The organism is Rahnella inusitata (genome assembly GCF_018288855.1).
GTDB lineage: Bacteria > Pseudomonadota > Gammaproteobacteria > Enterobacterales > Enterobacteriaceae > Rahnella > Rahnella inusitata.
Genome location: NZ_CP065024.1, coordinates 728,694 through 754,585 on the forward strand (window position 1 = coordinate 728,694; position 25,892 = coordinate 754,585).

Consider the following 25,892-nt stretch of genomic DNA (forward strand, 5'->3'; position numbering starts at 1 on the left):
ATTTTCACATCTACCAGGGTGTGATTTTCAGAGTAGCGTTACCACTCACCGACGCAAACAGGTAAGGGAGCAGGGTTATGGCAGAAAAATCAGCGGTAGACCGGAGCACGTTCGACAAAGTTATTTTGCCGGTTTATTCACCAGCGAAGTTTATTCCGGTGAAAGGCAAAGGCAGCCGCGTGTGGGATCAGCAGGGTAAAGAGTACGTTGATTTCGCCGGGGGTATCGCGGTGACCGCGCTGGGACATTGTCATCCTGCGCTGGTGAAAGCTTTGCACGAACAGGGTGAAACCCTGTGGCATGTGAGCAACGTATTTACCAACGAACCCGCTCTGCGACTGGCACAGAAGCTGATCGACGCCACTTTTGCTGACCGCGTATTTTTCGCCAACTCCGGCGCGGAAGCCAACGAAGCCGCATTCAAGCTGGCGCGTTATTACGCGTCGCATCGCCACAGCCCGTACAAAAGCAAAATCATCGCCTTCCACAACGGCTTCCATGGCCGAACGCTGTTCACCGTGTCCGTCGGCGGCCAGCCGAAATACTCTGACGGCTTCGGCCCGAAACCCGCTGACATCGTCCACGTGCCGTTTAACGACCTGGACGCGGTCAAAGCGGTTATCGACGATCATACCTGTGCGATTGTGGTCGAACCGGTGCAGGGCGAGGGCGGCGTGACGCCTGCCACTCAGGCGTTCCTGCAAGGCCTGCGCGAGCTGTGTGACAAACATCAGGCGTTGCTGGTGCTGGACGAAGTACAGAGCGGCATGGGCCGCAGCGGTAAGCTGTTTAGCTACATGCACTACGGCGTGACGCCGGACATCCTGACCACTGCGAAAGCGCTGGGCGGCGGCTTCCCGGTTAGCGCCATGCTGGCAACCGAAGACGTGGCATCCGTCATGGAACCGGGTAAACACGGCACCACCTACGGCGGTAACCCGCTGGCCTGCGCCGTCGCCGAAGCAGCACTGGACATTATCAACACGCCGGAAGTACTGGCAGGCATCGACGAGCGTCGCGAAAAATTCATCAGTGCCCTGGAAGGCATTAACCAGAAATATCACATCTTTAAAGAATTCCGTGGTCAGGGGTTACTGATTGGCGCTGAACTCTCAGACGGCTTCAAAAACCGCGCCGGAGAGTTTCATGCGGCGGCTGCCGAATTCGGGCTGATGATGCTGATCGCGGGACCGAATGTGATGCGGTTTGCCCCTTCACTGGTTATCGACTTCGCGGATATTGAAGAGGGGATGGGGCGGTTTGAGAAAGCCGTAGATAAAGTTGTCGGGGGATAATCCCTACATCCCATTTTAAATACGCAACCGAGAAAATTTCGGTTTCTCACTCGCAGTGATCACATGATTTTCTGCTCGGTGCCCTCCGGTGTGTTCCTCCCCCTTCGCAGGGGAGGAGCAAAGCACTACTCGGTCTGGCTCCAACCCCTTTCACGCCTTGCGCGTCAACCAGATCCCATGATGCGGTCTCTGCTTCCACGCCAGTGATGAAATTGTATGCATGACGCTCAGATGTGATATCACGCGCCGCAGATGGCGCTCCATCTCGGTCAGCGGCATATCCGGGTGTAACTCCGGAGCGTTGATGAGGGTGTTCTCGCTGCTCGGACCGTCGTAGATCAGCCGCTGCTGGCAGCTTTGCAGCGCGATTTCACAACTCTGCAAATACTCCGTCGCCAGAGCCTCCGGCAGCATGTAATGCTCGCGGGCCAGAATGGTCATGGCGTTGATGTGCTCGACCACAAACTGACTGTGCGTTACCCACAGACGCATATCTGCAAGATAATGCGAGTTAAATCCCGGTTCCTGCATTGCCTGATTCAGCGAGGTGAACAGCTTGTTATGCGCCTGATTGACCTGCATACGGGCATAGGCCAGTTTTACAGCGTCTGGATTATCTTGCAGGAGTAAGCGGATCGCATCCTGGTAGGTTGCCAGCGCCTGATGGGCATTTTGACGCAACAATCCGCTTTGCCACTGCGGCCATAGCCAGATAGTCCCGCCGAAGGCCAGTGCGCAGCCGATAAGCGTATCGATAAGCCTTGGCACCAGAAAGTGTACGCCGTTCATCGCCAGCAGTTGCAGCGTGTAGACCGCCGTGACCGTCATCCCGACCATCGCCAGCCCGTAGTTTTTACGCAGCACCGTGTACGACACCAGCGTCACCACCAGCATGCAGAACAAGGTAATGCCCTCAGGCAGCTCAAGTTTCAGCAATCCGGCGGCGATCAGTAATCCGGCCAGCGTGCCGAGCGCACGGTGCTGGATCCGCACGCGGGTGGCGTTGTAGCCGTTCTGGCTTACCAGCATGATGGTAAGCAAAATCCAGTAGGGTTTCGGCAGATTGAAGAACAAACCAAGACTGCTGCCGATCGCCAGAATAATGCCAAGCCGCGCTGCGTTGCGCAGGGCGATAGATTTGAAAGACAGATAACTTTTCAGCGCCAGCCAGAAAGGCAGACGCGGCTGAGAGTTCATCAGATCACGGCGGTACAGCGGGCGCTGGGTGCGCAGCAGGCGTGCAATGCGGCTGAAATGGTAATAGCAGAACTGGCCGACCGGATTTTCCGGATTGCGTGCGGCGATTTTTTCCAGCGCCGCCAATTCGTTGGCCATCGTGAAACGCGCGGACAGCCGGTGATAAAGAATGTCGTCGGCAATGACGCGCAGCCGGGCGGAAATCACCTGCGCATTGCGGCGGATCACCGCTTCGGCATGGCTTTCTTCCACCAGTTTTTGTACTTCTTCCGGCTGATGCAGACTGACCGTGATGTGCTCCTGCAAATCCAGCGCCACCTGAAAACGCTGGAACAGTCGCTTGTGGTGATGATGATGGCCGTGCTGCGGCAGCATGTGCAACTGCTGATAGAGCAGGGCAATAAGATCGATGACCTGCTGCTGACGCTTAAGCAGCGGCGGTAAGGCGGTTTCCGGATCGATATGCTGCGTCAGCAGGCTGTATTTGGCTTCGAAATAATCAGCCAGTTGCAGATAGAGCTGGCTGAGAGTTTCGCGCATCGGCTGCTCTTTGGAGATGCGAAACCACGCCCAGTTGAACAGGCCATACCAGGCAGTGCCTGCAGCGAACAGCGCGGGAGCCTGCCACATCGGCCTGACGCCGACCATGCTCAGGGTAAAGATGGTCGCCACCAGTGCGCCGGGCAACAGTCGCGCATGCAGCGGGCTGATTTCACCGGTGACGCCGAGCAGCAAAGCCAGCGAGAGCATGATGAGCGGCAGCGGGATGTGCCAGTTTTCCATCATCAGTTGCAGCAAGATACTGCTGATCGCAAACAGCGAACCACCAATGAAGAGACGTTTGAAGAAGCGTTTGTGCGGCGTATCAAGACCGGCGACGTTACAGCAGGCAGGGCAGAGGGAGAACAGCAAGCCCATTTGCAGATTCCCGAACAGCCAGCACAGGCCGACCGGCAAACATAACACCAGCGTCTGGCGCAGTGCGTAATTCACTTCGGGGTGATAAAACAGCCTTCTCCACAGCGTCATAGCGGAAGCTTAGCCCATAAAAAAGGCGCGACAGTAAGCTGCCGCGCCAATTTTTGAGGGATTAACGTGTGCCGTAGACGACAATCGTTTTACCGTGTGCGGAGATCAGGCTCTGATCTTCCAGCATTTTAAGAATGCGGCCGACGGTTTCACGAGAGCAACCGACGATCTGACCGATTTCCTGGCGGGTGATTTTAATCTGCATCCCGTCCGGGTGGGTCATTGCATCTGGCTGTTTGGCCAGATTCAGCAAGGTTTGAGCGATACGGCCCGTTACGTCGAGGAAAGCAAGGTTACCGACTTTCTCAGACGTCATTTGCAGACGGTTTGCCATCTGCGCGGAGAGGCGCATCAGAATGTCCGGGTTAACCTGAATCAGCTGGCGGAATTTTTTATAAGAAATTTCAGCCACTTCACAGGCAGTTTTAGCACGTACCCAGGCACTGCGTTCCTGACCTTCTTCGAAGAGTCCCAGCTCGCCGATGAAGTCACCTTGGTTAAGGTAGGAAAGTATCATCTCTTTGCCTTCTTCATCTTTAATCAGGACGGCAACCGACCCTTTCACGATGTAGTAAAGCGTTTCGGCTTTTTCACCTTGGTGAATCAGCGTACTTTTAGAAGGATACTTATGTATATGACAGTGAGACAGGAACCATTCAAGAGTCGGGTCTGTTTGTGGCTTGCCGAGAACCATTTGCTATTATCCTCTGTTATTATCGCTGCCCAAATTACAGGGCTCAGAGTTCCCTGTACGGCGTCTGAATATTAATGCGCCCTTTCAGCATATAGCTCTCCAGAAATGCTGCAAGCGGATGTCGGAGTGAAACCGGCTGTATATTGCCGTTATCACCTTGGGTTCTGTTCTTAAACCGCGAAAACCGTCACCGCAATTTGCTGGAAAGTATGTTTCGGCTTTGTTTGTAACACAGGTTTGCAATGCTGTCTTGTGTTGTCTCGCTTCAGCATGATGGCGATCGGGTTACGTTGCCAGTTTTTAGGTGAAAGGGTAGTCTGGGGTGAAAATTTGATTCTTAAGAGCGCCGGGAGATAAGCAAATGCACGCACGCGTAAAATGGGTGGAAGGTCTGACGTTTTTAGGTGAATCAGCGTCAGGGCATCAGGTTTTGATGGACGGCAATGCAGGCGATAAAGCCCCGAGCCCGATGGAAATGCTGCTGATGTCAGCGGGTGGCTGCAGCGCGATCGACGTGGTGTCGATTTTGCAAAAAGGCCGTAACGATGTTCGCGATTGTGAAGTAAAACTGACGTCAGAACGTCGCGAAGAAGCGCCGCGTCTGTTCACGCACATCAATCTGCATTTTATCGTCACCGGCAAAGCGTTGACCGATAAGATTGTAGAGCGCGCCGTCAGCCTCTCCGCCGAGAAATATTGTTCTGTTTCTCTGATGCTCGGCAAAGCGGCCACGATTACCCATAGTTTTGAAGTGATCGAAGCGGAATAAGTCATGTCCAGTCATATGACTGGCACTGATTGCGCAGTAAATCCAAAAATCGCCGCGCGGCAAACGTCAGCGGCGATTTTTGCGAATAGAGCACGCAATATTCTGCCTGTGGCAGGGTGTCGATATTGAGCAGACACAGTTGCTCCTGCAAACCGAACGGCGCACGCATCGCCCGCGCCACGATGGTCAGATAGTCCGACTGCAACACCATATTCAGCCCGCACACCACCGAGTCGGTGCGCACCGGTGTTTCACTTCCCGCCTGATAAAACCCGTCCGCCAGTTGTAGCTGCTGGTAGTACCCCATATCCGTTTCCGGCAACACCCAGCGCGCATCCTGTAATTCTTCGAGCCGTGTGGCGTTGGCCAGCGGATGCCCGCGTCTGGCGATAATTCCGAACGGGGCGGTGAACAGCGGTTCACGCACCTGATCCTCCAGCGGAAATCCCGGTCCGGCGGTACCGATGGCGAAATCCAGTTTTCCTTCGCGCAGCGCGGGCAGCAGCACCGACAGCTGACCTTCTTTGATCAACAACTTTGACTGCGGAAACTGGGTTTTGAATTCCCCGTTCAGCGCCGGAAATACCGTCAGCGCCAGCAGCGACGAAAACCCGATCGCCACCGAGCCTTGCGAATACTGATTAATCTGCTGGATTTCTTCAGCGGCGCGCTCCAGTTCTTCGAGGATGAACTGCATCCGCTGGGCGAAAGCGCGGCCAGTTTCGGTCAGCGCCATCCCCTGATTGCCGCGCACGATAAGCTGCGTATCGAGCGTTTGCTCCAGCTCGCGCAGCGTTCTGCTGACCGCTGGCTGCGACTGATTCATCGCCCGCGCCGCGCCGCGAATACTGCCGCTGCGGATAACCTGCTGGAAAACCTTCAGTTGCTGAAGTTTCGGTAAATAGCGCATGACGTCCTCTCGTTAATCATTCAAAACGCCCTATCAGTAAAAAGCATCACCTGCCTAAAAATTGCATCTTATGGCGTGTCTGTAAAGCTGATAGCGTCAGTCTTGTTATAAATAATGCGTTGTTATTCAGTTGATTACGTGACGCATGTCGCATTTTATCTTTCGCCCGACAGTGAGAACCTCTGACACGGTGATAACAAAAAGGGATATCCGCTATGAAAAGTCGTTCCCTGATGATTTTCCTGCTGTTTGTCGGCTATGTGGTGGTGTATATCGACAAAACGGTGATGGGCTTCGCGCTGCTGCCAATCGAGCGCGAATTTAATCTGCAACCAGAGCAACTGGGATATATCACCGGGATTTTCTTCCTGGCGTATTCGCTGTTTCAAATCCCTGCGGGCTGGCTGAACGACCGCTTCGGTTATAAAAAAGTGCTGGCACTGTCGCTGTGCCTGCTCGGTGGATTTGCGTTATGTTTCGGCGTGTTAGGATTCAGCCTCGGCCTGCTGGTGACATTCCGCTTTCTGTCGGGTATTGGCCATTCGGGTTATCCCTCGTCGTGCGCCAAAGCGGTGGTGTCGAATTTCGCCGTGGAAAAACGTACGTTTGCCCAGTCCATTTTGCTCTCCTCCGCCGGGCTGGCGATGACTGCCGGGCCGCTGATTGCGGTCTTTGCGTTGGACAGCGTCGGCTGGCGTGGCTCATTTTCGATTCTCGGGCTGATGGCGTTCGTGATTGCCGCCGCGATTATCGTCTTCGTGCCGAATCCACCCGCAGCACAACCCCGCTCCGGCGCGGTGACCGGCTACCGCGATCTGCTGAAAAACCCGATCGTCCTGCTGCTGTTCGTCTCCATTTTCTGCATCAACATTCCTTCCTACGGCCTGATGGCGTGGTTGCCGAAATATCTGGTGCAGCAGCGCGGTATGTCGCTCGACGTCTCCGGCATGGTGGTGGCCACCGGCGGGCTCGGCATCTGGATTTCGTCGCTGGCGACCGGCTGGCTGGTGGGGCGCTACATGCAAGGCAATGAACCGAAGGTGATTTTCTGCTGCGCGCTGCTCAGCGCCCTGTGCATCTGGCTGGTGTATACCTCAACGTCTGCGGTGACCGCCGGTCTCTTCCTTTTCCTCGGCTACATTTTCCTGATGGCGGCGTTCGTCACTGTTTTCACGCTGCCGATGAAACGCCTGCCTTCAGAAGTCATGGGCGCTGCAATGGGGATAATTAATACCGGCGGTACGCTCGGCGGATTTGTGGCGCCGATTGCGATGGGATATCTGATTACCGTCAGTCACGGATATCTCTCAACATTTGTTTTTCTGGCGCTGGCGATGGTGGTGGCCGGTCTGGCGATCCTGCCGCTGGCGATGAAACCGCGCGCAACGCTGCGTGATGCGGCTTAACTGAGGAGAAGTGTGATGACTATTAATTTCGATGCGATGCTGGCTGAGGTCAAAACAGACGTGTTGCGCTGGCGCAGACATATTCATGCTCATCCTGAGCTGTCATTTCAGGAGCATAAAACCGCAGATTATATCGCTCAACAGCTGGAAAGCTTCGGCGGTCTGGTTCTCACACGCCTGACGCCCAACAGCGTGGTGGCGGATTTACAGGGCGCACATCCGGGGCTGAAATATGCCCTGCGGGCGGATATCGACGCCTTACCGATTCAGGAAGAAAACGACGAGCCGTTCTGTTCGACAGTGCCGGGCGTCATGCACGCCTGCGGCCATGACGCGCACACCGCGATGCTGCTGGGCGCGGCGAAAGTGCTGACGCAGTGTCAGTCCGCGCTGCACGGTTCGGTGCGATTCATCTTTCAGCACGCCGAGGAGCTGCCACCGGGCGGCGCGCAGGAGCTGGTGGAGTCAGGCGTGCTCGACGGCGTGGAGAAAATCTTTGGCCTGCACGTAATGCCTAATTCTCCGACGGGCGAAGTCGGTCTGAAAGAGGGCGTTTTCTGCGCCTCCACCGATAATTTCGACATCACCATTACCGGCAAAGGCGGCCATGGTTCAATGCCGCATCTGTGCATCGATCCGGTCGTGATTGGTGCGGAAGTGGTGACGGCATTGCAAAACGTGGTGGCGCGCCGCATTGATCCGCTTCAGGTGCCGGTGTTGACTATCGCGACCTTCCAGACTGGCGAAAGCTATAACGTCATTCCTGAGCGCGTGAAGCTGGCCGGGACGCTGCGCACTCATCACAGTGGCGTGCGCGAGCAGGTACCGCAGCTGATAGAGCAGATTGTTGCGGGGATTACCGCGGCGCACGGGGCGCAGTATGAGATTCACTGGACGCGCGGCTACGTCAATGGCGATAACCATCCCGACGCCTGTGCGATTGCGCGTCAGGTGATTGTTAAAACGCTGGGTGCGGGGGCACTGCGTGAAGTGTCAGAACCGCTGTTTGGCGGCGAAGATTTCTCGTCTTATCAGCAAAAAGTGCCGGGCTGCTTCCTGTTTATCGGCAGCGGTAACGAGAAAATCGGCGCGACTTATGGCGTGCATAACCCGCGTTTCCGCCTCGACGAAGAGGCATTGCAAATCGGCGTGAAACTGCACGTCGGTTTCATTCAGCAGTTGCTGATGAACGACGCCTGATCCCGCTTACTCGATTTTCTTCCCTTCCATCAGGCGCTGCACCAGCGGCGCCATAATCAACTCCATTGCCAGCCCCATTTTGCCGCCCGGTACTACCAGCGTTTTGATATGCGAAATAAATGAGCCCTGCAACATCGCCAGCAGATACGGAAAATCAATGTCGTCGAGACCCTGAAAGTGGATCACCACGAAGCTTTCATCCAGTGACGGAATGGCTTTGGCGGCAAACGGGTTTGAGGTATCGATAGTCGGCACACGCTGGAAGTTGATGTGCGTGCGGGAAAACTGCGGGGTGATGTAGCTGATATAATCGTCCATCGACCGCACCACTGAATCCATCACCGCCTCGCGGGAATGGCCCCGTTCGCCGGTATCGCGCACCAGTTTCTGGATCCACTCAAGGTTAACGATTGGGACCACACCCACCAGTAAATCAACCTGCGCGGCGACGTCAATTTTGTCCGCGACCACACCGCCGTGCAGCCCCTCGTAGAATAAAATGTCGGTTGGCTCAGGCAGTGCCTGCCACGGCGTAAAGGTCCCCGGCACCTGATTGTAAGGAACGGCTTCGTCATAAGTATGCAAATATTTGCGCGAACGCCCGGTACCGGTCTGACCGTATTCTATGAAGCTTTTTTCCAGCAGACCGAAGTCATTGGCTTCCGGCCCGAAATAGCTGATATGACGCCCCAGATCGCGCGCCTTACGGATCGCCGCATCCATCTCAGGGCGGGTGAAATGATGAAAACTGTCGCCTTCCAGCTCGGCCGCGCGCAGGCCAAGCTGTTGGAATATCTTACGAAAAGCCAGGCTGGTGGTGGTGGTGCCTGCACCGCTCGAACCGGTGACTGCAATAACAGGATGTTTGGCTGACATAATGCGCTTTTCTCCATAAAGGTGATGCTGGCAGGCGTGTCGCGGTCTTTTCTGTGGTCGAAGACCTGGCGTCCACGCTGCGCATAATTACGCCTATTGTTACCATATTTATTCGAGAAGTGACAGGCGACCGCCGGTTATTTCAGCGGTCTGGATTGCGGGTTGGGTCTGTTGACCGACGACTAACATAAATAAAATAAAATCAATGCGATAAATAAAATCATGGAAAGCTAAATCTGATGAAAGGAATTAAATATCGGCAGAGGAAGGCGGGAGGTGATTTTTAAAGCATAAAAAAATCCGTAATCGCATCAACGTATTACGGATTTTCATAAAGACCGTTGTGGGAGGCAAAAAACTACTTCTTCACCGTCTTCAGCGCGGCCACGCAGCGATCGACCACGCCGTCGAACTTATGATCGATATTGACGCGCAGGACATCTGGTTCGTCTTCGCCTGGCTCTTCGAGCGCATCGAACTGGCTTCTCAGTAGATCGGTCGGCATGAAGTGCCCGGCGCGCGCTTTCAGGCGATCGGCGATCACGTCAAAACTGCCTTTCATGTAGATGAATACCATGCCTTCATTGTCTTTACGCAGCGCATCGCGATAGCGGCGTTTCAGGGCAGAACAGACAATGACGCCGGTTTCGTTTTTATGGCGCAGGCTGTAGGCCGCATCGTTTAAGCGTAACAACCAGGGTGCACGATCGTCGTCGTTCAGTGGTGTGCCGCTGGCCATCTTTTGAATATTGGCGCGGGGATGAAGATCATCACCGTCGATGAATTTCGCGTTGATTTCTCGGGCCAGTGCCGCGCCGACGGTGGATTTACCGCTGCCTGACACGCCCATCAGAATGATGCTTTGTCCTGCCATAAGTATGATCTCTATCCCAAAATGAAAATTTTGACTGCGTAGTGAGTCCTAATATTAGCATGTTACCGGTATCATGATACCGGTAACAAATGGAGATGTGACTAATATCACAAAGGAATGCACTGCTGTTTTAGCGGTCGCGGTCTGTACCCGTTGCACTGTTAATTCCTACAACATGTTGAAAATTAAAAACAATGCGTCGCTCATTGGATTACTGCACCAGAGCGACAGCATGAGGGGAAGAATATGCCACTAATTATTGTAGCGGTGGGCGTCGCACTGCTCTTATTACTGATGATTCGGTTCAAGCTCAACGGCTTCATCGCACTGATTCTGGTCGCGCTGGCGGTGGGCATCATGCAAGGCATGCCGGTCGATAAAGTCATTACCTCCATTAAAAATGGGGTCGGCGGTACGCTGGGCAGTCTGGCGCTAATCATGGGCTTTGGTGCCATGCTCGGTAAAATGCTGGCCGACTGCGGGGGTGCACAACGGATTGCCACCACGCTTATCGAGAAATTTGGTCGTGAACACATCCAGTGGGCCATCGTGCTGACCGGTTTTATCGTCGGTTTTGCGCTGTTCTATGAAGTGGGCTTCGTTCTTATGTTGCCGCTGGTGTTTACCGTCGCCGCAGCTGCGCGTCTGCCGCTGCTGTATGTCGGCGTGCCGATGGCGGCGGCGTTATCCGTCACCCACGGTTTCCTGCCTCCGCATCCGGGGCCGACGGCGATTGCCACTATCTTCCACGCCGATATGGGCAAAACGCTGTTGTACGGTTCACTGCTGGCGGTACCAACGGTGATTCTGGCCGGGCCGGTGTATGCGCGCTTCCTGAAAGGGATCGATAAACCGGTGCCAGAAGGTCTGTTCAATCCAAAAACCTTTACGGAACAAGAGATGCCAAGTTTTGGCGTCAGCGTCGCGACGTCTCTGGTGCCGGTCATTCTGATGGCGTTCCGCGCCGTCTGCGAAATGATCCTGCCGAAGGGCCATCCCGTGCTGGCGTACGCTGAATTCTTCGGCGACCCGGTGATGGCAACGCTGATTGCAGTGCTCATCGCTATCTTCACCTTCGGCCTGAACCGTGGCCGTAAGATGGAAGACGTGATGGCGACGGTCAGTGATTCCATCAAAATCATTGCCATGATGCTGTTGATCATTGGCGGTGGCGGTGCGTTCAAACAGGTGCTGGTCGACAGCGGTATTGAGAAATATATCGCTGCAATGATGGACGGCAGTACGTTGTCGCCAATCCTGCTGGCGTGGTCGATCGCTGCGGTGCTGCGTATTGCGCTGGGTTCTGCCACGGTAGCAGCGATTACGGCAGGTGGTATTGCCGCGCCGCTTATCGCCACCACCGGCGTCAGCCCTGAGCTGATGGTGATCGCCGTCGGTTCCGGCAGCGTGATTTTCTCACACGTGAACGATCCGGGCTTCTGGCTGTTCAAGGAATATTTCAACCTGAGCATTGTCGAAACCTTTAAATCCTGGTCCGTACTGGAAACCATTATTTCCCTGTGCGGCCTCGGCGGATGTTTGTTGCTGTCGATGGTGGTGTGACAGGAAAACGACAGTAATAAAAAAGGCGAGCCAACCGGCTCGCCTTTTTCGTTTCTGACATCGGCTAAATCTTCAAATACGCCCTGATCCCATCGAGGAACATCTGGGTCGAAAGCATAACCAGAATCAGGCCCATCAGGCGTTCGAGAGCGCTGACGCCCTTGTCGCCGAGCAGGCGCAGGAACAGGTTCGACAGCAGCAAGATTGCCATCGACAGGCCCCAGGCGATAAACAATGCCAGCGTCAGGTGGCTCATCTGGTTCGGATATTGGTGCGAGAGCAGCATCAGCGTGGCGAGAATCGACGGACCGGCGACCAGCGGGATGGCCATCGGCACGAGGAAAGGTTCTTCCCCCGCGGATAGACCGGTACTGCTCTTCTCTTCGGACGGGAAAATCATTTTGATGGCGATCAGAAACAGAATGATGCCGCCGGAAATCGAGACGGTTTCAGTGCGCAGATTCAGGAACGACAGGATTTTTTCCCCGGCGAACAGGAAAATCAGCATCAGCAGCAGGGCAATCAGCATTTCGCGGATCAGCACCACGCGACGGCGTTTCGGGTCGAGATGTTTTAACACCGACATGAAAATCGGTAAATTGCCCAGCGGATCCATAATTAAAAACAGCAAGATGGTTGCTGAAATCATTTCGGTCATGACTACCTCAGAATGATAAAACGCCTGTTATAAGTTGTGCTGCTATTAAACGCTGCACTATTGATTAAATTCACTTGCCACTTCTAGTACATTTTGTAAGGTGGTAGACCAGCGCGGAAACAGAGCATGGCGCATCATAAAAAAGCGCCAACTTAGTGCAAACGCGTGTTCAAGCAGTTTTACACAGCTATCACCCTCAGGGCAGGACAGTCATTATGAAAAATGTAGGTTTCGTTGGTTGGCGCGGGATGGTCGGTTCTGTACTCATGCAACGCATGATTGAAGAACGCGATTTCGACGCTATCCGTCCGGTATTCTTCTCCACCTCTCAGCACGGTCAGGCCGCTCCGGACTTTACGGGGCAGACTGGCACCTTGCAGGATGCTTATGATCTGGACGCACTGAGTGCGCTGGACATTATCATCACCTGTCAGGGCGGCGATTATACCAATGAAATCTATCCGAAGCTGCGTGAAATCGGTTGGTCAGGCTACTGGATCGACGCAGCATCCTCTCTGAGAATGAAGGATGACGCGATAATCATCCTCGACCCGGTTAACAGCGCAGTGATCCATCAGGGCATCGATAAAGGCATTAAAACCTTTGTTGGCGGTAACTGTACCGTCAGCCTGATGCTGATGTCCCTTGGCGGCCTGTTCGCTAACGACCTGATTGAGTGGGCGTCGGTTGCGACCTATCAGGCGGCTTCCGGCGGCGGCGCGCGTCACATGCGCGAGCTGCTGACCCAAATGGGTATGCTGCACAACAGCGTGGCGAAGGAGCTGGAAAACCCGGCATCTGCCATCCTGGATATCGAACGTAAAGTCACCGCGCTGACCCGCAGTGGCACGTTGCCGACCGATAACTTCGGCGTTCCGCTGGCCGGTGGTCTGATCCCGTGGATCGACAAGCAGCTCGATAACGGCCAGACCAAAGAAGAGTGGAAAGGTCAGGCGGAAACCAACAAAATTCTCGGTACCTCGAGCATCATTCCGGTAGACGGTCTGTGTGTCCGTATCGGCGCACTGCGCTGCCATAGCCAGGCGTTCACCCTGAAATTGAAAAAAGACGTGTCGATCCCTGAAATCGAGCAAATGCTGGCGACGCACAACGACTGGGTTCGCGTGATCCCGAACGACCGTGAACTGTCGATGCGCGAACTGACTCCGGCCGCGGTGACAGGCACGATGAACACGCCGGTCGGCCGTCTGCGTAAGCTAAATATGGGCCCACAATATCTGTCTGCGTTCACCGTCGGTGACCAGCTGCTTTGGGGCGCGGCAGAGCCTTTACGCCGTATGTTACGCATTCTTTTGTAAGCCGCCCGTTTACGGCCAGCGGCGCCGTTTTCAACTCAACGGGACACCAGCACGGTGTCCCGTTTTTGTTTCAGTCATCAATCACTTCACCGTTTATCCGCATTTTGCCAGCGCATCTCTCTGTATTTCATTTTGAGATAAATTCCTCGGTTTCTTCCCGCTGAATTCTTCAACCTTTGTCTATGCTTAGTAGAAGAGCTAAGCCTCTTTGAGAAGCTGAAACAGACACTTATTTAGAAAGTGTGAGCACAGGCGCAATCGCGCACCTTTTGGCAAAACTGAAACCGGACGAGATCACAAAGCAACGATAAAAAGGGGAGCACACTGGGATCACGTTTCGCATTGAGTACCTGAATGATTTTATTGGATTTATTGATTTAATTAATCATAGGACGAAATTCATGTCTGTACTTCCCGATCAGCACGTCATTAATCAAATTATATCGGGTCACTACGCTGATCCTTTTTCTCTGCTGGGGATGCACCCCGTCGCCGCCGGGCTGGAAGTGCGCGCACTGCTGCCGGATGCCGATCAGGTCTGGGTGATTGATGCAGAGAAAGGTAAAAAAGTTGTCGAACTGCGTCGCATTGACGATCGCGGTTTTTTTGTCGGCCTGATACCGCGCCGTAAGAATTTCTTTCGCTATCAGCTGGAAGTGCACTGGGGCGAAAACGTCCATGTGATTGACGATGCTTACCGTTTCGGCACGCTGTTGCAGGAGCTGGATATCTGGCTCCTGTCCGAAGGTACGCACCTGCGGCCTTACGAAAAACTGGGCGCGCATCTGCAAACGCTCGATAACGTCGCGGGCGTCAGCTTTGCGGTCTGGGCACCGAACGCCCAACGCATTTCGGTGGTCGGTGAATTCAACTTCTGGGATGGCCGCCGCCACCCGATGCGTCAGCGTCGCGAAAACGGCATCTGGGAATTGTTCATCCCGGCGGTGAGCGAAGGTCAGCTGTATAAATTCGAAATTATCGACTGTCACGGCAATGTCAGCCTGCGCGCTGACCCCTACGCGTTTGAAGCGCAGATGCGCCCGGAAACCGCCTCCTGCGTTCGAAAACTGCCGGACATCGTGCCGTTTTCACAAACGCGCAAGGAGGCCAATGCGCTGAACCAGCCGGTGTCAGTATACGAAGTGCATCTGGGATCCTGGCGTCGCCATACCGACGACAACTTCTGGCTGAGCTACGGCGAGCTGGCGGAACAGCTGGTGTCCTACGCCAGGTGGATGGGCTTTACCCACATCGAACTGATGCCAGTGAATGAGCACCCGTTCGATGGCAGCTGGGGCTATCAGCCGCTCGGGATGTATGCGCCGACCCGCCGCTTCGGCACGCCGCAAGATTTTAAAGCGCTGGTGGATGCCGCGCATAACGCCGGTCTGAACGTGATCCTCGACTGGGTGCCTGGGCATTTCCCCAGTGATTCCCACGGTCTGGCCGAATTCGACGGCACCGCGCTGTACGAATATGCCGATCCGCGCGAGGGTTACCATCAGGACTGGAACACGTTGATTTATAACTATGGCCGTCACGAAGTACGCAACTATCTGGCGGGGAATGGTTTTTACTGGATCGAGCGTTTCGGCATTGATGGCCTGCGCGTCGATGCCGTCGCCTCAATGATTTACCGCGATTACAGCCGCAAAGCCGGTGAGTGGATCCCTAATTATTACGGCGGCCGCGAAAATCTCGAAGCCATCGCCTTCCTGAAATACACCAACCAGACCATCGGTCGCGAGCTCGGTGGCGCTGTGACGCTGGCCGAGGAATCCACCGATTATCCGGGCGTCACCATGCCGCCGGATGCCAACGGGCTGGGCTTTCACTACAAGTGGAATATGGGCTGGATGAACGACTCGCTGAAATACATGCAGCTTGATCCTGTTCACCGCAAATACCATCACAATCTCATGACGTTCGGCGTACTTTACGCCTACAGCGAAAACTTCATTCTGCCGCTGTCGCACGATGAAGTGGTGCACGGTAAAAAATCCCTGATCGACAAAATGCCTGGCGATGCCTGGCAGAAGTTCGCCAACCTGCGTGCTTATTACGGCTTTATGTGGGCGCATCCGGGTAAAAAACTTCTGTTTATGGGCTGCGAGTTTGCGCAGGGGCGCGAGTGGAATTTCAACGCCAGCCTTGACTGGCATCTGCTTGACGATCCGAAGGGCTGGCACGCCGGTGTTCAGCATTTGGTGCGCGATCTCAACCATACGTATCGCGACAACGCGCCGTTGTATGAGCTGGATTTCAATCCGCGCGGTTTTGAATGGCTGGTGGTCGACGATCACGCCAACTCGATTTTTGCCTTTGCCCGCCGCGATGAAAACGCCGGTGAGGTGATTGTCATCAGTAATTTCACGCCGGTTCCGCGCTCCGACTACCGCATTGGCATCAGCCGACCGGGGGTGTATCGCGAAATTCTTAACACCGATTCGCATTTCTACCACGGCAGCAACGTCGGCAACGCCGGCGCAGTCCACAGTGAAAATATCAGCCAGCATCAGCGTGAACATTCGATAAGCGTGACCATTCCGCCACTGGCGACGGTCTATTTGCGAAGGGAGCCGTAATGAAGCAGCTTGAGCCCGGTCAGCCCGCGCCCTTTGGTGCGCATCTCAGAGATAACGGCGTTAATTTTTGCCTGTATTCCGCACATGCGGAAAAAGTGGAGTTATGTCTGTTTGATGAGACCGGGAGCGAGCAGCATCTGCCGCTTAACGCACGCACGGGCAATCTTTGGCACGGGTTTTTACCCGGTGCCAAAGCCGGACAGCGTTACGGGTACCGGGTTTACGGGCCTTTCGATCCGAAAAAAGGCCACCGCTTTAACCCGAAAAAAGTGCTGATCGACCCCAGCGCGCGGGCGATTGACGGTGTACTGCTCGACAACGCGCGCTTCACCGGCGGCGTCGATGCGCCGGATGACCGCGACAGCGCGGTAGTCGCGCCGAAATCAGTGGTCGTTGCCGGTAAATTTGACTGGGAAGAAGACAAACCACCCGCCACGCCGTGGGGCAATACCGTGATTTACGAAGCGCACGTGCGCGGCCTGACCCGTCAGCATCCGCATATTCCGGCGGCATTGCGCGGCACTTACGCCGGACTGGCGCATCCGGTCATGCTCGAGTATTTACAGCATCTGGGCGTAACCGCCATCGAGCTTTTACCGGTGCAACATCACGCAGACGAACCGCGTCTGCAACGCCTTGGCCTGACGAATTACTGGGGCTATAACGTGCTGGCTCCCTGCGCCGTCGACCCGCGTTATGCCAGCGGTCTGGGCGGTGTTTCGGCGCTGAGCGAATTTAAATCGGCGGTGAAAGCGCTGCATCAGGCGGGGATCGAAGTGATCCTCGACGTTGTGTTTAACCACAGCGCTGAACTGGCTATCGACGGGCCCTTTATCTCGTTTCGCGGTATCGACAACGCCAGCTGGTACTGGCTGAACGAAGACGGTTCCGACAACAACATGACCGGCTGCGGCAATTCACTGCGGCTGGTGGACGAAGAAGTGATCGCCTGGACGCTCGACTGCCTGCGCTACTGGGTGCGCGAATGCCATGTAGACGGCTTTCGGTTCGATTTGGCGACGTTGCTCGGCAGAACGCCGGAGTTCACCGCCCAGTCGCCGCTGTTCGAGGCCATTAAGCAGGACCCGGTGCTCTCGCAGGTGAAGCTTATTGCAGAACCCTGGGATATCGGCACAGGCGGTTATCAGCTGGGGAATTTTCCGGCCCCGTTTGCCGAATGGAATGACGTATGGCGCGATGAGATGCGTCAGTTCTGGTTGCACGGCGATATCTCGATCGGAAAGTTTGCCGGTCGCGTTGCGGCGTCAGCGGATAAGTTCGACCCAACACAGCGGGCGCCTTACGCCAGCATCAACATGCTCACCGCGCACGACGGTTTCACATTGCGTGATGTCGTGAGTTTTAACGAGAAACATAACCAGGCCAACGGCGAAGAAAATCGTGATGGCCATAACGAGAACTTCAGCCAAAACCACGGCGAGGAAGGGCTGGAAGCTTCTGCAGATGTTTTGCAGCAGCGCCGGCTCAGCCAGCGTGCGCTGCTGGCGACGCTGTTTTTGTCACAGGGCACGCCGATGTTGCTGGCCGGTGACGAGCACGGCAACAGCCAGCTGGGTAACAACAACGCTTACTGCCAGGACAATCCGCTCACCTGGCTCAACTGGGAAAATGCGGATGAAAGCCTGACGGCCTACGTTTGTGCGCTGATTGCGCTGCGCCGGAAAATTCCTGCGTTAACGCAAAACCGCTGGTGGCAGGACGACAGCGGCGACGTGCAATGGCTCAACCAACAGGGGCAATCGATGAGCATTGGCGACTGGGAGCATGGGCCGCAGCAATGGCTGCAAATTCGCCTGTCACAGCGCTGGCTGCTTATCGTGAATGCTTCTCTGCACGATGTTGACTTGCAACTGCCACCGGGAAACTGGCAGCCGGTTGCGCCCTTCAACAGCGTGCTTTTTGACGATGAACCCCGACGCGTCATGGAAGGCTCGCAATGGCGGGCAGCAGCGAAAACCCTCTGTGTCCTACAAGATGTCACTCCACAGAGCCGGTAACTATAAAAATGAAGGAGTCAGATATGGCGACATTAGATAACCGGGATCCGGTCATGCTGGCGCGACAATTGCCGCTGAAATCCGTGGCGTTGATCCTTGCCGGGGGACGTGGTTCACGATTGAAAGATTTAACTGCAACCCGGGCCAAACCTGCCGTTCACTTTGGCGGGAAATTCCGCATCATTGATTTTGCCCTGTCGAATTGCCTGAACTCGGGCATCCGGCGCATCGGCGTTATCACGCAATATCAGTCTCACACGCTGGTGCAGCACATTCAGCGCGGCTGGTCTTTCCTCAATGAGGAAATGAACGAGTTTGTGGATCTGCTTCCGGCGCAGCAGCGCCACAGCACCGAGCACTGGTACAAAGGCACTGCCGATGCGGTGTATCAGAATCTGGATATTATCCGCCGCTATGACGCCGAATTCGTGGTGATCCTGGCCGGTGATCATATCTACAAAATGGATTACTCGCGGATGCTGATCGACCACGTGCAGAAGGGCGGTGAATGTACCGTCGCCTGCCTTGCGGTGCCGATTGCTGAGGGCAGCGAGTTTGGCGTGATGGACGTCAGTGATGACTATCACATCAAAAGTTTTGTCGAGAAACCGCAAAATCCGCCGCCGATGCCGGGTCATCCCGACATGGCGCTGGCGAGCATGGGCATCTACATTTTTAATGCGGACTATCTGTTTCAGATCCTCGAAGAAGATATGGCGGACGAAGGCTCCAGCCACGATTTCGGTAAGGACCTGATCCCGAAACTGACGGCGCAGGGCGTGGCGCGGGCGCATCCGTTCAGCCTCTCGTGCGTGACGCAGAACGAAGAATTACCGCCGTACTGGCGCGATGTCGGCACGCTGGACGCTTACTGGCGCGCCAATCTGGATCTGGCGTCGGTCACGCCTGAACTGGACATGTATGACCGCAACTGGCCGATCCGCACGCACATGGAACCGCTGCCGCCGGCCAAATTTGTGCAGGATCGTTCGGGCAGCCACGGCATGACCATGAACTCGCTGGTGGCCGGAGGTTGCATCGTGTCTGGCTCGGTGGTGGTGCATTCAGTGCTGTTCCCCCGTGTGAGAATCAATTCTTTCTGCAATATTGATTCAACGATTATTTTGCCGGATGTGAACGTCGGGCGATCCTGCCGTTTGCGTAAATGTGTGATTGACCGTGCGTGTCAGATCCCCGAAGGCATGGTGATTGGTGAGAACGCCGATGAAGACAGCCGCCGCTTTTACCGTTCCGAAGGCGGTGTGGTGCTGGTAACGCGCGCGATGCTGGCGAAGCTGTGATGTTGGCCAAAGCCTAAACGGACTTTTTAGAACAGATTGAGTTATGCAGTATTTTTCGTCATCCCGGTGAAGGCCGGGATGACCGGGATAATCAGGAGCGCGAATGCAGGTTTTACATGTTTGTTCCGAGCTGTTCCCCCTGTTGAAAACGGGTGGCCTGGCCGACGTCGCCGGGGCGTTGCCCGCCGCACAGATCGCCGAGGGCGCGGATGTTCGCGTACTCATTCCGGCTTTCCCTGATGTCAAAAAAGGCCTCGGAGAAACGCAGGTGATCGGTACGCTGGACACGTTCGCCGGTTATGTCACGCTTTCGCTGGGCTACTTTGACGGCGTCGGTATTTATCTGATTGATGTCCCCGGCTTGTACGATCGTCCCGGCAGCCCGTATCACGATCAGTCATCTTTTGCCTACGCCGATAATCATCTGCGCTTTGCACTATTAAGCTGGATGGCATGCGAGCTGGCGCTGGGGTTTGATCACCACTGGCAACCGAACATTGTGCATTCCCACGACTGGCATGCGGGGCTGGCGTCGGCCTATATCCGCGCGCGCCATGCGCCGGTGAAAACGGTGTTTACCGTGCACAACCTGGCGTTTCAGGGATTGTTTGGCGGGCACCATATTGATGAGTTGTACATCCCGCGCGAGTTCTTCCAGATGCACGGGCTGGAGTTCTACGGCCAGATTTCCTATCTGAAAGCCGGTTTGTATTACTCCGATCACGTCACTACCGTCAGCCCGACCTACGCCAAAGAGATTACCCGCCCCGAATACGGTTACGGCATGGAATCTTTGTTGCAACTGAGAGAGAGGGAAGGTCGGCTGACCGGGATCCTCAACGGTGTCGATGACGCTATCTGGCAGCCGCGTGATGACGTGCTGCTTTCTGCGCGTTACGACGCTGAAGATTTGCGATCCAAAGCGATCAACAAAGCTTATTTGCAACGGGCGATGGGGCTGGACGTGGACGATTCGCGGCTGGTGTTTGCGGTTGTCAGCCGTCTGACCAGCCAGAAAGGGCTGGATCTGGTGCTTGAGGCGTTGCCGGATTTGCTCGAACGCGGCGGACAGCTGGCGCTGTTAGGCGCGGGCGATGCGGTGCTGCAACAGGCATTCCTGGCTGCTGCGGCAGACAATCCGGGGCAGGTCGGCGTGCAGCTGGGTTATCACGAAGCGTTTTCCCACCGTATTATCGGCGGGGCAGACGTCATTATGGTGCCGAGCCGCTTTGAGCCTTGCGGCCTGACGCAGTTGTACGGTTTGAAATACGGCACCCTGCCGCTGGTGCGCCGAACCGGCGGGCTGGCTGATACGGTTGTCGATTGTGCGCTGGAAAATCTGGCTGACGGAACGGCCAGCGGTTTTGTTTTTGAAGAGCCCACGGGACAATCGCTGGCAAGTGCGATCCGCCGGGCGTTTGTTCTGTGGAGCCGTCCTAAACACTGGCGACATGTACAACAACATGCCATGGGTATTGATTTTGGCTGGAAGGTTGCGGCGCAGGAATATCTCACGCTGTATAACCGTCTTATGTCCTGAACCCTGAACGCAGCTAATTTGATCGGGAATGTAACGTTATGACTTCACCGTTTAATTACAACTCACCGACAGTCAGTGTCGAAGCGCTAAAGCATTCTATAGCCTATAAGCTGATGTTTATTATCGGCAAAGACCCGTCCATCGCGACACAACATGACTGGCTGAATGCCACGTTATTTGCAGTGCGCGACCGCATGGTCGAACGCTGGCTGCGCTCCAACCGCGCGCAAACCTCTCAGGATGTGCGGCAGGTTTATTACCTGTCGATGGAGTTTCTGATTGGACGCACCCTTTCCAATGCGCTGCTGGCGATGGGCATTTACGACGATCTGAACACCGCGCTCGATGAAATGGGTTTCAATCTCGAAGAACTGATCGGCGAAGAGAATGACCCCGGTTTAGGCAACGGCGGTCTTGGACGTCTGGCGGCATGTTTCCTCGATTCTTTAGCGACGCTGGCGCTGCCGGGGCGCGGTTACGGCATCCGTTACGAATATGGCATGTTCGCGCAGAACATCGTCAACGGCGAGCAGAAAGAATCGCCGGATTACTGGCTGGAATACGGCAATCCGTGGGAGTTTCAGCGGTACAACACCCGTTACAAAGTACGTTTTGGCGGACGCGTCCAGCATGAGGGCGTGAAAACCCGCTGGCTGGAGACTGAAGAAGTCATCGCCTGCGCCTACGATCAGGTGATTCCTGGTTACGACACCGACGCCACCAACACGCTGCGGCTGTGGGGCGCACAGGCCAGTAACGAAATCAATCTGGGTAAATTCAATCAGGGCGATTACTTCGCGGCGGTGGAAGATAAAAACCATTCCGAGAACGTGTCGCGCGTGCTGTACCCGGACGATTCCACTTACTCTGGCCGCGAACTGCGTCTGCGTCAGGAATATTTCCTGGTCTCGGCGACGGTTCAGGATATTCTCAACCGCCACTACACCACACACCACACGTACGACAATCTGGCCGACAAAATCGCTATTCACCTCAACGATACGCACCCGGTGCTGTCAATTCCTGAGCTGATGCGGTTACTGATCGACGAGCATAAATTTGAATGGCTGGCCGCGTGGGAAGCCGTTACACGTGTGTTCTCCTACACCAACCACACGCTGATGACTGAAGCGCTGGAAACCTGGCCGGTGGACATGATAGGCAAGATCCTGCCGCGTCATCTGGAGATTATTTTCCAGATCAACGATCACTTCCTGAAAGAAGTGGCGGTGCAGATCCCTGGCGACGACGGCCTGCTGTCGCGGGTGTCGATTATCGACGAAGGCAATGGCCGTAAGGTGCGAATGGCCTGGCTGGCGGTGATCGCCAGTCATAAAGTCAACGGTGTCTCCGCGTTGCATTCTGATCTGATGGTGCAGTCGCTGTTCGCCGATTTCGCGCGTATTTATCCGGATCGCTTCTGCAATAAAACCAACGGCGTGACGCCGCGCCGCTGGCTGGCGCTGGCTAACAAGCCGCTGTCGGCGGTGATTGATGACGCCATCGGCCATACCTGGCGTTCCGATCTCAGCCAGCTATCCGAACTGAAGCAGAAACTGGATTATCCGAGCTTCATCCAGTCTCTGCGTAATGCCAAGCTGGATAACAAAAAACGCCTGGCGATTTATATTGGGCAGAAACTGAATATCGTGGTGGATCCTAAAAGCCTGTTCGACGTGCAGATCAAACGCATTCACGAATACAAACGCCAGCTGATGAACGTGTTGCACGTCATTACCCGCTACAACCGCATTCTGCAAGAGCCTGATGCGAACTGGGTACCACGCACGGTGATTTTCGCCGGTAAAGCGGCCTCGGCCTATTACGCAGCCAAGCAAATTATTCGCCTGATTAACGACGTTGCGACGGTGGTCAACAGCGATCCGCGCATCGGTAACAAGCTGAAGGTCGTCTTCATCCCCAACTACAGCGTCAGTCTGGCGCAGGTGATTATTCCAGCGGCCGATCTTTCCGAGCAGATCTCGCTGGCGGGGACGGAGGCGTCGGGCACCAGTAACATGAAGTTTGCCCTGAACGGTGCGCTGACCATTGGCACACTGGACGGCGCCAACGTCGAAATGCTTGAACACGTTGGCGAGGAAAATATCTTTATCTTCGGCAATACCACCGAGCAGGTCGAGGAATTGCGCCGTAAAGGCTACAACTCCCACATTTACTATGAGCAGGACGCTGAGCTGCATCAGGTGCTGACACAAATCGCCACCGGCGTGTTCAGCCCCGGCGAACCCAAGCGTTACAGCAATGTGTTCGATACGCTGGTAAACCTCGGCGACCATTATCAGGTACTGGCGGATTACCGCAGCTATGTCGATACGCAAGATAAAGTCGACGAACTGTATACGAAGCCGGAAGAGTGGACGCGCTGCACGCTGCATAACATCGCCAACATGGGCTATTTCTCGTCAGACCGTACCATTCAGGAGTACGCCGATGAGATTTGGAACATCAAGCCGGTGAAATTGTAGAGGCGTTTTGATTGAGATGTTGAAAGTCATCCCCGGCCAATGGTCGGGGATTTTTTTGCACTGTAAATGTCATTACCAGTCCTGCGGCACTTCTTCCTGTCCGGCGCGAAACTGGCCGCGCGGCATGATGTTCAGGGTTTCGTGAAGTTCCGACCATACCAGTACAATTTCGCCGCTTTTTAGCTGACGTTTTACGTCGTCCACTTTCTGTTCGAGGGAGCGTTCCTGCTCGCCGTAATCGGTGCCTTCGCGCAGGACAAAAGATTCCACCACGCTGGTGAGGATTTCTGCGTCCAGTTCTTGCCAGGGAATAATCACAACTTTGCTTCCTTTGTTGGGGCTTCTTGCTCTAAATACGGGGCGATCCACGCCGGGATGCGCTGCTCCAGCCACATCTGCGGATTACGCAAACTGCCGGAAACAAACCCGACATGTCCGCCGTGTTCGGTCAGCTGATACTCAACGCAGTCGGGTAAATCCTCTGCTTTCGGAATGACGTCCGCCGTCATAAACGGATCGTCTTTCGCATGGATAATCAGCAGCGGCGTCCGAACCTGCGACAGCAACGGCAGGCCGCTGCACCGGCGGTAATAATCCAGCGCGTCGGCAAAACCGTGGGCTTTGGAAGTGATCGCGTCGTCAAATTCGCGCAGGCGACGCATGGATTTCAACTGCGCCAGCGTCACCGGCAGCGTGCCCGGATATTTCGCCAGTTTACGCGAGGCGTTCAGTTTGAGCTGATCGAGCAGATAGCGCTGATAAATCCGCGACGAGCCTTGCTCAAGGCGGTACGCACAGGGTTCAAGCATCAGCGGCGCCGAAACCACGACGGCAGCGCTGAGCGTACAATTTTCGCCTTCCTGACCGAGATAACAGGCCAGCATATTACCGCCGAGAGAAACACCTACCGCGCCGGTGGGCACGTCGCCAAGCGTCTCATTGAGCCAGCGAATGAAAAATCGAGCGTCTTCGGTTTCGCCGGAATGATAGATCCGCTGGAGTTTGTTGGGTTCGCCGCTGCATCCGCGAAAATGCATGACCACGCCCAGCCAGCCTCGGTCCTTCCACGCCTGCAATAAGCCGTGCGCATACGGGCTGTAGAAGCTGCCTTCCAGCCCGTGGAACAGCACCATGCGCGGTTTATGGCGCGCCAGTTGCGGATCTTCGCTCCAGGCTAAATCCAGAAAATCTCCGTCGGGCGTGTCCAGCCTTTGCCAGTGCGGTTTGAGTTTGGCATGTCGCCGGACCAGCCGGGGTAACAGCGTCTGGATATGCGGATTACTGGCCCCGCGCAGGGGGCGAAAGGATTCATACATAAGATGAATAAATTTCTCTTTAGAGTCTCTTGTGCGATCAATATCACGCTGTTAGCTTCAATGCTATCGCACAACTGAATCGCACGTCACCGGGTGAGGAGCACCCAATTAAATGGAACTTAGTTTATTTTTATCAATGCTCGGTTTTTTATGGGTCGCAGCCATCACACCGGGCCCGAATAATATGTTGTTAACCACCTCCGGCGCTAATTTCGGTTTCTTCCGCTCACTCTGGCTGATGGTCGGCATTATGCTCGGCATGCAAAGTATTTTGCTGCTGGTGGCGTTTGGCGTCGGCGGGCTGATCACGGTTTATCCGGCGTTACACTTGTTCCTGAAAATCGCCGGTAGTTTGTATCTGCTGTGGCTGGCGTGGAAGATTGCCACCTCCGCGTATGAAAAATTGGAAACTGGCGCACCGCCGCCGAAGCCGATCCGGTTGTATCAGGGTTGGTTATTGCAGTTCCTGAATCCAAAAGCCTGGCTCATGGGGTTAGGCGCAGTGGCGAGTTTCAGTCTGGCAGGCGCGTACTACAATCATTCGATCGCGGCTATCAGCCTCGGCATGTTCATGGTGAATCTGGTTTCCGGGATTATCTGGCTTGGATTCGGCACGGTGATTGGCCGCCTGTTACGCAGCCGCCGCGCGTGGTACACGTTTAATATCGCGATGGGTATTCTGACGGCGGCCTGCGTGTTGCTGATCTGGCACTGATTATCTTCTTCATTTTCTGAGGCCTCCGCAGTGAGGCCTTTTTACTGACTTCTTATATTCCATAAAGGCATTAAAGATAATTTCTAATTACTTTATCTATTTTTACGCCTCCGCTACAAATGTGAAACACACAATATGACG

Annotated in this window: 20 protein-coding genes; 12 read left to right on the forward strand and 8 right to left on the reverse strand. The window is 55.0% G+C overall.

Features of this window, described 5'->3' with window-relative positions; genetic code table 11:
- Positions 1 to 77: 77 nt before the first annotated feature.
- The gene (argD, locus tag I2123_RS03285; RefSeq protein ID WP_112167583.1) at positions 78 to 1,295 is read left to right on the forward strand and encodes a bifunctional acetylornithine/succinyldiaminopimelate transaminase; all 1,218 of its coding nucleotides are present in this window, start codon (positions 78 to 80) and stop codon (positions 1,293 to 1,295) included.
- Positions 1,296 to 1,445: 150 nt separating this feature from the next.
- Here the strand turns inward: argD and I2123_RS03290 are convergent, their stop codons facing one another.
- Both I2123_RS03290 and crp read right to left on the reverse strand, forming a co-directional pair.
- A complete protein-coding gene (locus I2123_RS03290; protein ID WP_208640457.1) occupies positions 1,446 to 3,515 on the reverse strand; it encodes a YccS/YhfK family putative transporter in 2,070 nt (689 codons plus the stop codon).
- Between the two features lie 67 nt (positions 3,516 to 3,582).
- Complete coding sequence (crp, locus tag I2123_RS03295; RefSeq protein WP_056775291.1) at positions 3,583 to 4,215, reverse strand: cAMP-activated global transcriptional regulator CRP; 633 nt, start codon at positions 4,213 to 4,215, stop codon at positions 3,583 to 3,585.
- Positions 4,216 to 4,576: 361 nt separating this feature from the next.
- On the opposite strand from crp, the gene I2123_RS03300 reads away from it, so the two are divergent.
- Positions 4,577 to 4,984 (forward strand): OsmC family protein, encoded by a 408-nt coding sequence (locus I2123_RS03300; protein ID WP_112167585.1) that lies wholly within the window; start codon positions 4,577 to 4,579, stop codon positions 4,982 to 4,984.
- A gap of 1 nt (position 4,985) precedes the next feature.
- On the opposite strand, the gene I2123_RS03305 is transcribed toward I2123_RS03300, so the two are convergent.
- Entirely contained in the window at positions 4,986 to 5,894 is a 909-nt protein-coding gene (locus I2123_RS03305) for a LysR substrate-binding domain-containing protein (protein ID WP_213051818.1), read from the reverse strand.
- A gap of 215 nt (positions 5,895 to 6,109) precedes the next feature.
- Here I2123_RS03305 and I2123_RS03310 point away from each other — a divergent pair, with 215 nt between their 5' ends.
- Together I2123_RS03310 and I2123_RS03315 are read left to right on the forward strand one after the other, a co-directional pair.
- Positions 6,110 to 7,300: an MFS transporter gene (locus I2123_RS03310; RefSeq protein ID WP_112167587.1), complete on the forward strand. Its 1,191-nt coding sequence runs from the start codon at positions 6,110 to 6,112 to the stop codon at positions 7,298 to 7,300.
- Positions 7,301 to 7,315: 15 nt separating this feature from the next.
- Positions 7,316 to 8,500 carry an amidohydrolase gene (locus I2123_RS03315; protein ID WP_213051819.1) on the forward strand — a complete coding sequence of 395 codons (1,185 nt, stop codon included), beginning with the start codon at positions 7,316 to 7,318 and terminating at the stop codon, positions 8,498 to 8,500.
- A gap of 6 nt (positions 8,501 to 8,506) precedes the next feature.
- Here the strand turns inward: I2123_RS03315 and I2123_RS03320 are convergent, their stop codons facing one another.
- A complete protein-coding gene (locus I2123_RS03320; protein WP_112167589.1) occupies positions 8,507 to 9,376 on the reverse strand; it encodes a phosphoribulokinase in 870 nt (289 codons plus the stop codon).
- Positions 9,377 to 9,734: 358 nt separating this feature from the next.
- Positions 9,735 to 10,250, reverse strand: a complete 516-nt coding sequence (locus I2123_RS03325; RefSeq protein ID WP_056775267.1) for a gluconokinase — start codon at positions 10,248 to 10,250, stop codon at positions 9,735 to 9,737.
- Positions 10,251 to 10,496: 246 nt separating this feature from the next.
- On the opposite strand from I2123_RS03325, the gene gntT reads away from it, so the two are divergent.
- A complete protein-coding gene (gene gntT, locus I2123_RS03330) occupies positions 10,497 to 11,813 on the forward strand; it encodes a gluconate transporter (RefSeq protein WP_112167591.1) in 1,317 nt (438 codons plus the stop codon).
- A gap of 64 nt (positions 11,814 to 11,877) precedes the next feature.
- Here the strand turns inward: gntT and I2123_RS03335 are convergent, their stop codons facing one another.
- A complete protein-coding gene (locus I2123_RS03335; RefSeq protein ID WP_056775258.1) occupies positions 11,878 to 12,471 on the reverse strand; it encodes a YhgN family NAAT transporter in 594 nt (197 codons plus the stop codon).
- A 215-nt stretch (positions 12,472 to 12,686) separates the two neighbouring features.
- Here I2123_RS03335 and asd point away from each other — a divergent pair, with 215 nt between their 5' ends.
- The 6 genes from asd to glgP all read left to right on the forward strand — a co-directional run bounded on the left by asd (position 12,687) and on the right by glgP (position 23,720).
- Entirely contained in the window at positions 12,687 to 13,790 is a 1,104-nt protein-coding gene (gene asd / locus I2123_RS03340) for an aspartate-semialdehyde dehydrogenase (RefSeq protein ID WP_112167592.1), read from the forward strand.
- 401 nt (positions 13,791 to 14,191) lie between these two features.
- Entirely contained in the window at positions 14,192 to 16,375 is a 2,184-nt protein-coding gene (gene glgB, locus I2123_RS03345; protein WP_213051820.1) for a 1,4-alpha-glucan branching enzyme, read from the forward strand.
- Positions 16,375 to 18,393, forward strand: coding sequence for a glycogen debranching protein GlgX (gene glgX, locus I2123_RS03350; protein ID WP_213051821.1), 2,019 nt, complete (start codon positions 16,375 to 16,377; stop codon positions 18,391 to 18,393). Before glgB ends, glgX begins: the two co-directional genes overlap by 1 nt.
- A gap of 23 nt (positions 18,394 to 18,416) precedes the next feature.
- Entirely contained in the window at positions 18,417 to 19,694 is a 1,278-nt protein-coding gene (gene glgC, locus I2123_RS03355) for a glucose-1-phosphate adenylyltransferase (RefSeq protein WP_112167595.1), read from the forward strand.
- Between the two features lie 103 nt (positions 19,695 to 19,797).
- Positions 19,798 to 21,234 (forward strand): glycogen synthase GlgA, encoded by a 1,437-nt coding sequence (gene glgA, locus I2123_RS03360; RefSeq protein WP_112167596.1) that lies wholly within the window; start codon positions 19,798 to 19,800, stop codon positions 21,232 to 21,234.
- Between the two features lie 38 nt (positions 21,235 to 21,272).
- Positions 21,273 to 23,720, forward strand: coding sequence for a glycogen phosphorylase (gene glgP, locus I2123_RS03365; protein ID WP_213051822.1), 2,448 nt, complete (start codon positions 21,273 to 21,275; stop codon positions 23,718 to 23,720).
- A 72-nt stretch (positions 23,721 to 23,792) separates the two neighbouring features.
- On the opposite strand, the gene I2123_RS03370 is transcribed toward glgP, so the two are convergent.
- Positions 23,793 to 24,038, reverse strand: a complete 246-nt coding sequence (locus tag I2123_RS03370) for a YheU family protein (RefSeq protein WP_112167598.1) — start codon at positions 24,036 to 24,038, stop codon at positions 23,793 to 23,795.
- On the reverse strand, positions 24,035 to 25,036 hold the full coding sequence (locus I2123_RS03375; protein WP_112167599.1) for a hydrolase: 1,002 nt from the start codon (positions 25,034 to 25,036) through the stop codon (positions 24,035 to 24,037). Before I2123_RS03375 ends, I2123_RS03370 begins: the two co-directional genes overlap by 4 nt.
- Positions 25,037 to 25,148: 112 nt before the next feature.
- On the opposite strand from I2123_RS03375, the gene I2123_RS03380 reads away from it, so the two are divergent.
- On the forward strand, positions 25,149 to 25,751 hold the full coding sequence (locus I2123_RS03380; protein ID WP_112167600.1) for a LysE family translocator: 603 nt from the start codon (positions 25,149 to 25,151) through the stop codon (positions 25,749 to 25,751).
- The last annotated feature ends 141 nt before the right edge of the window (positions 25,752 to 25,892 follow it).

What these genes read in the sequence shown, in the direction of transcription:
- I2123_RS03300 (WP_112167585.1), top strand. Translation starts at nt 4,577, where the DNA reads ATGCACGCACGCGTAAAATGGGTGGAAGGTCTGACGTTTTTAGGTGAA.
- glgX (WP_213051821.1), top strand. Translation starts at nt 16,375, where the DNA reads ATGAAGCAGCTTGAGCCCGGTCAGCCCGCGCCCTTTGGTGCGCATCTC.
- glgP (WP_213051822.1), top strand. Translation starts at nt 21,273, where the DNA reads ATGACTTCACCGTTTAATTACAACTCACCGACAGTCAGTGTCGAAGCG.
- I2123_RS03375 (WP_112167599.1), bottom strand. Translation starts at nt 25,036, where the DNA reads ATGTATGAATCCTTTCGCCCCCTGCGCGGGGCCAGTAATCCGCATATC.
- asd (WP_112167592.1), top strand. Translation starts at nt 12,687, where the DNA reads ATGAAAAATGTAGGTTTCGTTGGTTGGCGCGGGATGGTCGGTTCTGTA.
- argD (WP_112167583.1), top strand. Translation starts at nt 78, where the DNA reads ATGGCAGAAAAATCAGCGGTAGACCGGAGCACGTTCGACAAAGTTATT.
- I2123_RS03315 (WP_213051819.1), top strand. Translation starts at nt 7,316, where the DNA reads ATGACTATTAATTTCGATGCGATGCTGGCTGAGGTCAAAACAGACGTG.
- I2123_RS03380 (WP_112167600.1), top strand. Translation starts at nt 25,149, where the DNA reads ATGGAACTTAGTTTATTTTTATCAATGCTCGGTTTTTTATGGGTCGCA.
- crp (WP_056775291.1), bottom strand. Translation starts at nt 4,215, where the DNA reads ATGGTTCTCGGCAAGCCACAAACAGACCCGACTCTTGAATGGTTCCTG.
- glgB (WP_213051820.1), top strand. Translation starts at nt 14,192, where the DNA reads ATGTCTGTACTTCCCGATCAGCACGTCATTAATCAAATTATATCGGGT.
- I2123_RS03335 (WP_056775258.1), bottom strand. Translation starts at nt 12,471, where the DNA reads ATGACCGAAATGATTTCAGCAACCATCTTGCTGTTTTTAATTATGGAT.
- gntT (WP_112167591.1), top strand. Translation starts at nt 10,497, where the DNA reads ATGCCACTAATTATTGTAGCGGTGGGCGTCGCACTGCTCTTATTACTG.
- I2123_RS03325 (WP_056775267.1), bottom strand. Translation starts at nt 10,250, where the DNA reads ATGGCAGGACAAAGCATCATTCTGATGGGCGTGTCAGGCAGCGGTAAA.
- I2123_RS03320 (WP_112167589.1), bottom strand. Translation starts at nt 9,376, where the DNA reads ATGTCAGCCAAACATCCTGTTATTGCAGTCACCGGTTCGAGCGGTGCA.
- glgC (WP_112167595.1), top strand. Translation starts at nt 18,417, where the DNA reads ATGGCGACATTAGATAACCGGGATCCGGTCATGCTGGCGCGACAATTG.
- I2123_RS03310 (WP_112167587.1), top strand. Translation starts at nt 6,110, where the DNA reads ATGAAAAGTCGTTCCCTGATGATTTTCCTGCTGTTTGTCGGCTATGTG.
- glgA (WP_112167596.1), top strand. Translation starts at nt 19,798, where the DNA reads ATGCAGGTTTTACATGTTTGTTCCGAGCTGTTCCCCCTGTTGAAAACG.
- I2123_RS03305 (WP_213051818.1), bottom strand. Translation starts at nt 5,894, where the DNA reads ATGCGCTATTTACCGAAACTTCAGCAACTGAAGGTTTTCCAGCAGGTT.